The sequence below is a fragment of the Planctomycetia bacterium genome (assembly GCA_034440135.1).
In the GTDB taxonomy this organism is placed as follows: Bacteria; Planctomycetota; Planctomycetia; order Pirellulales; family JALHLM01; genus JALHLM01.
In genome coordinates this window covers 1-8,225 of sequence record JAWXBP010000441.1, presented here as the reverse complement: position 1 = coordinate 8,225, position 8,225 = coordinate 1, and the positions used below count along the sequence as shown (strand labels likewise).

Here is an 8,225-nt window from a genome sequence, read left to right as displayed (position 1 = left end):
TGCCATGTTGATCATTCGAAACAGTACAGCGCCGTTTGCGAATGATGCGATCAGACCAAGGAATTTGATCCAACTCCCCTCATGCGGCCGATCGGCCGCGAGCGCGCATCCAATGATGACGCTCGCCGCGCTTGAAAGGATCTGAATTGCAATGGCAGTTAGGAAGATCAGCAAGTAAACAAAAGGCACCTCAAAGTACGGCGCGATCAGTTCGATGGATTTGAAGATCGCAAATGTCATCAGCGGCGTAAAGCCAATTGCGTCTTCGACCCTGAGTTTCCAGCTTCCTGGATAAGTCCAAGCTTCGCGCCCTCGTACCAACGGAAACGACGCCGCGACGCCAAACGCAAGTCCGGTCGCGATTAACTCCAACGGACTGGCCCGATAGAGCCAGGGGTTCTCCATTTCCGGAATGTGTTCGCGGCCGATCTCTATGGCTTCCGCGCGATACTTTGCCAACAACGCGAAGCCCATCGCGAAGCCGACCGTCAACAAGAACAAATCGGCAAGCCGAAACGGGCGATGCGAATGATCGGTGTCCGTCACGGGTTGGTCCGTTGGCGACGCGAGGGAGTCAACAAGCTCGACATAGTCTACGTAGCTCATCCGACGGTGGTTCTCACCGCAGCAGGAAATGGTCGACCAATCCCCAGCCAGCCGCGAATACGATGGCCAGGAAGAGAGCGATGCGGGTAATCCAGCCGACGAAGACGACCTTGCGTTCCGAGCGCAGGTAAAGCCGCCTCAGCCAGGACGGGCGATACCAAATAAATACTAAAAGCAGCACCCAGAACAGCACCAACGTCTTCAGCAGGTTCTCGGCAATCGTGGCCACGAGCGGCGCAGCCCTGCGGTTCTGTTCGATCCCCAACCAGAACAGCAGCCCAATCAACGGCCCGAGGAACAACGCGGAAAAGAACTGCCCAAGCCGGCTGAAAAAGCCCTGGTCGTCGTCGAGATCGAGCTGGCTACGCTGGTCGGGCATGCCTATGTATAAATGCGCGGGTGCCTGGGGCAGGGGCACTTGTTTCGTGGTCATAATGGTCCGACCTACTGGGGCTTCGTTGAACTATTCAACGAATCGACATGATGCCCCAGTTGATTCGACTTGGTCGCCAAACTTGTCTGCCTCAGCCCCAGGCACCCACGCTGAGTGATCTATCCGAAAAACGGGTGTGACGCAAAGTGAAGCTGTCAATCCAACCCCAAATACTCCGTCGGCACCGCGCGGAGAACCTCTTCGATGCTCGTTACGCCTTGCGCCACTTTCAATAGCGACGAGCGGCGGAATTCGATCATGCCGTCTTGGATGGCTTGTTGTTCGATGTCGCGCGGGTTGGCGCCTTCGGCGATCAGGCGGCGGGTTTCGCGCGTGATGCAGAGCATTTCGTAGACGGCCGTGCGGCCGGCGTAACCGTCCTGGAAGCAGCGATCGCAGCCTTTCACCGAGAACATCTGTTGGCCCTGGCTTGGTTCTAGCCAGGGGCGGACCGCTTCGAAGGTGTGCGGGGCGTCGGAGAGATCGTAGCCAACTTTGCAATGCGGGCAGAGCGTGCGCACGAGGCGTTGCGAAAGCACGCCTAGCAAGCTGCTCGCGAAGAAATGCGGCTTCACGCCAAGGGCCAACATGCTGGCCACCGCACTGCTAGCGACCGGCGCGTGGAGCGTGGCGAAGACGAGATGTCCGCTGTTGGCGGCGCGGACCGCGGTGTCGGCGGTGACGCTGTCGCGAATCTCGCCGATCATGATCACGTCGGGCGCCTGGCGCAGCACGCCGCGGAGCATTTCGGGGAAATCGAGATTAAATCGCGGGTTGACTTGCGATTGGCGGACGCCGGCGACCGCGTATTCGACGGGGTCTTCGATCGTATTGATCTTGCGGCGGCCGTTGTTGAGATACTGAATGCAGGCGTAGAGCGTCGTTGTCTTGCCGGAGCCAGTCGGACCCGTGACGAGCACCAAGCCACTCGGGCTAGCGAGCAGATTCATGAGTTGGTTGTACTCATGCCGCGCGAGACCGACGCCGTCCAATGTGCGGAGATTGGAATCGCGTTCCAATAAGCGGATCGAAAGATCTTCGCCGTAGAGCGTGGGGAGCGAGCTGATCCGCAAATCCACCTTGTGGCCGTCCGGCTGAATATGAATCCAGCGGCCGTCGCTGGGGTGGCGGCGCTCAGTGAGGTCCATGCCGGCCAGTGCTTTGATATGGCCGATCATGCGCTTCCCTTGCTCGGGGGAAAGCGTCGTCACTTGCCGGACCACGCCGAGATGACGGACCGCGATGTGAACGCTGTCCTCTTCGGCCGCGAAGAAGAGATCGCTGGCCGGCAACGCCACGACATGATCGATCAGCGTGGCGACGGCTTGCTCGGCGTCGAGGTCGTGAATTTCCGCCGGCACGAATTGAATGGACGCGACTTCGGTCATACGACTGTTTCCCCACGAACAAGCGAGCGGGCGGCGGATTCATCCTTGGCGAGACGGAGTACTTCGTCCATGCGCAATACTTTCAGCGTTTGACGCACGACCGGCGGAATGCTGTGCAGCACCAGCCCGCCGCCGGCGCTGCGGAATCGGCGATGCGCGCCCAGTAGCCAGCCGATGCCGCTGGAGTCGATGAAATCGACGTGATTTAGATCGAGCGTCACTTGCGAAGCGAAGCAATCGGCGCCCAAGAGCGCTTCGAGCGTCGCCGCTGGTGTGCTGTTGTCCGACAGACAGCCGCGGGCGCGCACTGTGCGCACGCCCTCCACGGTGTCGAGCAGTTCCAGTTCGAGCGGCTTCAACTCAGGCATCGTTCACATCAGCCTTGGGCCAGGGATTCGGCGTCGGCTTCGTCCTTCGCCAGCTTGAGAACCATCTCCATACGCAGCACCTGCAAGGTGCGATAAACCAGCGGCGGAATCGAATGCAGCACCAACACGCCGCCCGCCAGGCGAAACTTCTTGTTGCAGTTCATCAGCCAGCCGACACCTGAGGAATCCATGAAATCTGAGTCTTGGAGGTCGACTAGCGACTTGCGGGCGTAAGCATCGGCGCCTAGCAGATCGAGAAAGGGGTCGGCGCCGGCGGCCAACGCCTCTTGAGTGACGCGGCCGGATAGGCGCAACTTGGTGCAGGACCCCTCGTTAGAAACCAGAACCAGCCGCATTCGAGAACCCCTGTTGTGCGCGCCGCGACTCCCCCAAGTTATAAAGGATCGAGATTCCGGTCACAATTGGGAAGGGAGGAAGTAGGGGAAGTAGGTGGAGTAGTAAGTAGGTGGAGTAGGTAGGAATCGCCGTTACTAGATTTAGAATGCGCAAGCGGCACAGTCGACGCCAACCCGGCACGCGAGCGAGAGGGAGAAAGCGCCGGTTCTCAGCGCCGGATCGCGCTGAAATGCGGCGTCCTCTCCCCCTCGCTGGCGCTTCGGGTTGGTGTGATGCGTAACACGATCACCAAACGCTGGAATCCGACACACGGCCATTGAATCACTGGCACTTCAACCATGACCAATAACCAAATCGCCACGGTTTTCGAACAGATTGCTGACCTGCTGGAGTTTCAGGGGGCGAATGCGTTTCGCGTGCGAGCGTATCGCAACGCCGCGCGGGTGATTGGCGATTCGACGGAATCCTTGGATCGCGTCGTGGACGGCAGCGAAGATCCCGTGAAAGAGTTGCAGTCGATCGAGGGGATTGGCAAGGACCTGGCGGAAAAGATCGAAACGCTGGTGCGCACCGGGGCGCTGCCGATGCTCGCGGAATTGCAGGCGCAGGTGCCGGCGAGCGTGTTGGCGATTCTGCGCGTGCCCGGTTTGGGACCGAAAAAGGCGGCGACGTTGTTCAAGGAGTTGCACGTTCAGTCGCTGGCGGACTTGCGAAAGGCCTGCGACGAACACCGCGTGCGCGAATTGAAGGGCTTTGGCGCCAAGACGGAAGAGACGATCTTGCGCGGGCTGGAGACTGCCGAGACGGCTGACAAACGGTTGTTGTGGGCCGTGGCCGACGAACGCGTGCAGGCGATTCGCGAGCATCTGCAAGGCGTCCCCGCTTTGGTGCGGCTGGAACCGGCGGGGAGTTATCGACGCGGCAGGGAGACGATTGGCGATTTGGATTTTCTGGCCGTGGCGTCCGATCCGAATCCGGCGATGGATCGCCTGGCGGCGTATCCGGAAGTCGCGCTGGTGCTAGCGCGCGGCGAGACCAAGATGTCGGTGCGGTTGAATGAAGGCTTGCAAGTCGATCTGCGCGTGGTGCCGGAGGATTCCTTCGGCGCGGCAATGCAATACTTCACCGGGTCGAAGGATCACAACGTCATCCTGCGCGGGATGGCGAAAGACCGCGGGTTGAAGATCAACGAGTGGGGCGTGTATCGCGGCGAGGACAAGATCGCCGGCGCGACGGAAGCGGATGTTTACGCCACGCTCGATTTGCCCTGCTTCCCGCCGGAGATCCGCGAGGCGCGGCAGGAATTCGAGTGGGCGAAACAAGGCACGCTGCCGCGGTTGTTGGAAGTGGAAGACATGGTCGGCGATCTCCACATGCACACCACGGCAACCGACGGCACGGCCACGATTGAAGAAATGATCGCGGCCGCGCAGGCGCGCGGATTGAAATACATCGCCATCACCGATCACTCGAAACGCGTCACGATGGCCAATGGTCTCAATGCCGATCGGCTCGTCGAGCATTGGGACCGCATCGATGCCGCGGCGGCGAAGGCCAAAGGGATCACCGTGTTGAAGGGAGTCGAGGTTGACATCCTGGAAGCGGGCGGGTTGGACTTGGACGACGACGTGCTGAGCGCCGCGGATTGGGTGGTGGCGAGCGTTCACTACGGGCAGAGCCAACCCCGCGAGCGCATCACCGCGAGGATTCTCGAAGCGCTGGAAAACCCTAACGTGGATGCCATCGCGCACCCCACGGGGAGATTGCTCAACAAGCGTAAGGCGTACGAAGTCGATCTGGAAGCGGTGTTCGACGCCGCGGCGAAGCTTGGGAAATTCCTGGAACTCAACGCGAACCCGCAACGACTCGACCTGGACGACGTAGCCTGCGCCGCGGCGAAACGGCGCGGGATTCCGATTGTGATTTCGACCGACGCGCACAGCGTGGTCGGATTGGCCTGCATGCGCTATGGCGTGTTGCAGGCACGTCGCGCGGGGCTGACTAAAGAGGATGTGGTGAACACGCGGGCGTGGCGAGACGTGAAGAAATTGATGGATGGGCGCTAACGAAATTCATTTGACTTTAAAGCCAGTCGATTTCCATTGAGTTCCGCGCCACGCCGGAATACGCTGGAAGGATGGCAGATTCCAATCCTTACCGATCGCCGCTGGGCTATGCTTCGCGCGAAGGGGCGGGATGTTCGCCACGGGTTTCGCTGGCCATCGGTCTGTTGATCGACGGCACGGGCGCGTTGCTGGGCGTGATTTGGCTCTCCAGCGCGCCGTGGCTGCGAGTGTTCTTGCCGTTCGCAGCCGCGCATGCCGTGGCGGGGGCGTTGATTGCTTTTCGCGCCGGCAAGCATGGACAGACGCTCTCGGCTGGCGATCATTTCTTTTTGCGCTACGGCGCCGTGATCATGGCCGCGACAACTGCCGCTGTGCGGAGTTTGTTCTGAGTTGCCGCGCGAAAGGAAGCTCGCGATGAACGATGTACCTGATCAAACTGAGCGAACCGAGGGCGAATCGCAGACGTTTTCGCCCGAGGCCATTCGGTCCGTTGACCGAGATTTTCTGATCGGTCTTGGAGTCAACGTCACGATGGCGATATTTGCCTCCCTCATACTCGATGGGGGGTGGATCGCCAGACACTACTTGCCGTTCTGTTTGGCGCATGTCGCCGCCAGTTTACTGATCTACCGAAGGGCAAGACGCTGCGGAATGAAGTGGACGGCCGTCGATCTCTATTTTCTGAGAATGGGCCCGCCGATTGGCTTCTTGATCGCGGCCATTATTGCCATGCAACGATCCTAGCAAGTCCGATCATTCTGACGCCTACCCAATCTTCAACACCGCCTCCACTTTGCGGACCGCTTCGTCGATGCGGCAGTCGCGGTTGTGGAGGCGGATCGAGGCGTTTTTTTCCAGCAGGGCGCCCATCTTCTTTTGGGCAGAGATCACCGTGGTGTGCTTGCGGCGGCCGAAGTGGTGGCCGATTTCGCTGTAGGCGGAGCTCGTTAGCTTGCGGGCCAGAAACATCGCCAGCATCCGCGGCTGGCTGATTTGCTGCGCCTTGCTTTCCGATTGCAGACTTTCGGGCGAGAGATCGAAGACCTCGCAGACCGCCTTTTCGATGTCGGCCAAGCGCACCGAGCGGCCGGATTGGCGCACCAAATCACGGAGCGCGTCCTCCGCCAACTCCATCGTGATCGTCACCTGACGAGCGCGGCTCTCGGCACGCAGCAAGTTCAAGGCACCGTGAAGTTCTCGGGAGTGCGAAGTGAATTGCATCGCGACGTAATCGAGCACCTGCGGGCAGGCTTTGAGACTCAACGTCGCGGCAAGTTGCCGGACAATCCCGAGCCGCGTTGTGGCGTCCGGAGCATCGATCCTGCACAGCATCCCGCCTTGCAACCGCGCAACCAACTCGGGACCAAGCACCGCCAGGTCTTCCAAGGGGCGATCGGCCGTGAGCACCAACTGCTTGCCTTCGCGGACGAGGAAGTCGATGGTGTGCAGCAACTCGACCAGCGTGGCGCGCTTGCCGGCGAAGAAATGGATGTCGTCGATCAGCAACAAGTCGACGCTGCGGACCTTGCGGCGAAAGCTGGGCAAGCCGCTGCCGCGCAGGGCTTCGAGAAACTGCGTGGTGAATTGCTCGGCGGTCAGGAACAACGCTTGCCTCGATTGGCGCGCAGCGGTCCAGATACCTTCGAGCAGGTGCGTCTTACCGACGCCCGTGGGACCGTGGAACAGCGTGGGGGAGACCTCGCCCGGTCGTTCCGTCATCGAAAGCGCCGTGGCATGCGCCAGGCGATTCGTTGCGCCGACGACATATTGCCCCAGCGTCGCCCAACGCCGTCGACTCATGGCCGGGGGCGCGGCTGGCGTTGCGGGGCCAGCGATCAAGCGCAACGCGTTGGTGGTCATCGTTGGCTCCGCAGCGGCAATTGCATCAGCAACCTCCGGTTGAGCGGCGTCCGTCGCTGTTTCCGCGGCGGCCTCGAAGATCACGGGGCACGGCCCGGCGATCACTGTGCGCACAGCGGCTTCCACGTCCTGGCGGAGTTTGGTTCTCAGCCAATCCTGGAAGAAACGATTCGGGGCCACGACGCGCAACGCGACGCCGTCATAGACGAGACGCGTTTGTCCGCCGAACCACGTTTCGTAGCGATCATTTCCGACCCTTTCCGCCAACGCTTGCGCGACAGCGGAAACGACGTCCTTATCGTCCCTGGTCACTTCCCGTGATCCCTTCCAGCGCGCAGACCTCCCACACGTGCATTCCGTGCCATCATGTGCACAGTCTGCCGCCGATCGCTCTCGGAGAGCGACGTGGTGCAGGAGGACGAGCGCGAGCAAGCGGCGACGGAAGTCGCCGGACCCTGATTGAACCGTGACAGCGGCCCCGATTGTACGCGTGCTAGCACTGCTGTCAAAGACAATTGTCGGCCAGGAAAAAAGTCGCGTCGTAAGTCGTTATGCGAGTTTGTGGAGCCTACGGAAATGCCGAGGAAACGACATCCTCATCATTTGCAAATCGGCCGAATGACGTGCGTTTGTTGCGTGGAAAAAGTGTAGCGCTGCACACGCAGCCGCCGCGAGCAACTTCGCGTAAGTGTTTGCGTGGTAGCGGCTAAAGAAATTCGGCGCGGCGTTCGACGGGAAATGCAAATCCGCTAACATGCGCCGCAGCGAATTGCCAATCGCGCTAATTGCGCGCGGCGAAGATCACAATCGACTTCCCGCGCGGCTCGTAAGCCAGCCCCAGCGGTTCGAGCGCGGCGATGAGCGCCGCTTCAATCGTGGCGTCTTCCAGTTTGACGGACGTGCCGGATTCGCCAGTGACGCCGATGGAGGCCAGGCTAGCGCCGTCCAACTCGATGGAGCAGGCGGCGAGTCCGCCCAACAACTCGACAAGTGCCGCGAGCGAGATCGCCGGTTCATCAATTGCGGCCAAGTCCGTTTGCAACCGGCGCAGCAAATCGTCGGCGGTCGAGGCCGCGGCCACATTTTCCTCAGGCGCCGGGTCCGGAGGCGCCGCCTCGACTGGTTCCGTTTCGGCAGCGATTTCAAC

Annotated in this window: 10 protein-coding genes; 3 read left to right on the top strand and 7 right to left on the bottom strand. The window is 60.8% G+C overall.

Annotated features, from left to right (window positions below; genetic code table 11):
- The 5 genes from SGJ19_25445 to SGJ19_25425 all read right to left on the bottom strand — a co-directional run.
- The coding region (locus SGJ19_25445; protein MDZ4783607.1) for a hypothetical protein at positions 1–546 on the bottom strand (546 nt) is incomplete at its 3' end.
- A gap of 73 nt (positions 547–619) precedes the next feature.
- Positions 620–1,039: a hypothetical protein gene (locus tag SGJ19_25440; GenBank protein MDZ4783606.1), complete on the bottom strand. Its 420-nt coding sequence runs from the start codon at positions 1,037–1,039 to the stop codon at positions 620–622.
- Positions 1,040–1,194: 155 nt separating this feature from the next.
- Positions 1,195–2,427, bottom strand: coding sequence for a GspE/PulE family protein (locus SGJ19_25435; protein MDZ4783605.1), 1,233 nt, complete (start codon positions 2,425–2,427; stop codon positions 1,195–1,197).
- A complete protein-coding gene (locus tag SGJ19_25430; protein ID MDZ4783604.1) occupies positions 2,424–2,795 on the bottom strand; it encodes an STAS domain-containing protein in 372 nt (123 codons plus the stop codon). Before SGJ19_25430 ends, SGJ19_25435 begins: the two co-directional genes overlap by 4 nt.
- An 8-nt stretch (positions 2,796–2,803) precedes the next feature.
- A complete protein-coding gene (locus tag SGJ19_25425) occupies positions 2,804–3,151 on the bottom strand; it encodes an STAS domain-containing protein (GenBank protein MDZ4783603.1) in 348 nt (115 codons plus the stop codon).
- A gap of 339 nt (positions 3,152–3,490) precedes the next feature.
- Here SGJ19_25425 and polX point away from each other — a divergent pair, with 339 nt between their 5' ends.
- From polX to SGJ19_25410, 3 genes are all read left to right on the top strand, one after another.
- Positions 3,491–5,218 carry a DNA polymerase/3'-5' exonuclease PolX gene (gene polX / locus SGJ19_25420; protein MDZ4783602.1) on the top strand — a complete coding sequence of 576 codons (1,728 nt, stop codon included), beginning with the start codon at positions 3,491–3,493 and terminating at the stop codon, positions 5,216–5,218.
- 71 nt (positions 5,219–5,289) lie between these two features.
- On the top strand, positions 5,290–5,607 hold the full coding sequence (locus SGJ19_25415) for a hypothetical protein (GenBank protein ID MDZ4783601.1): 318 nt from the start codon (positions 5,290–5,292) through the stop codon (positions 5,605–5,607).
- A gap of 25 nt (positions 5,608–5,632) precedes the next feature.
- Positions 5,633–5,962, top strand: coding sequence for a hypothetical protein (locus SGJ19_25410; GenBank protein MDZ4783600.1), 330 nt, complete (start codon positions 5,633–5,635; stop codon positions 5,960–5,962).
- A gap of 21 nt (positions 5,963–5,983) precedes the next feature.
- On the opposite strand, the gene SGJ19_25405 is transcribed toward SGJ19_25410, so the two are convergent.
- Both SGJ19_25405 and SGJ19_25400 read right to left on the bottom strand, forming a co-directional pair.
- Positions 5,984–7,390, bottom strand: a complete 1,407-nt coding sequence (locus SGJ19_25405) for a DnaA/Hda family protein (protein MDZ4783599.1) — start codon at positions 7,388–7,390, stop codon at positions 5,984–5,986.
- Between the two features lie 469 nt (positions 7,391–7,859).
- On the bottom strand, positions 7,860–8,225 hold a 366-nt coding region (locus SGJ19_25400), incomplete at its 5' end, for an STN domain-containing protein (GenBank protein ID MDZ4783598.1).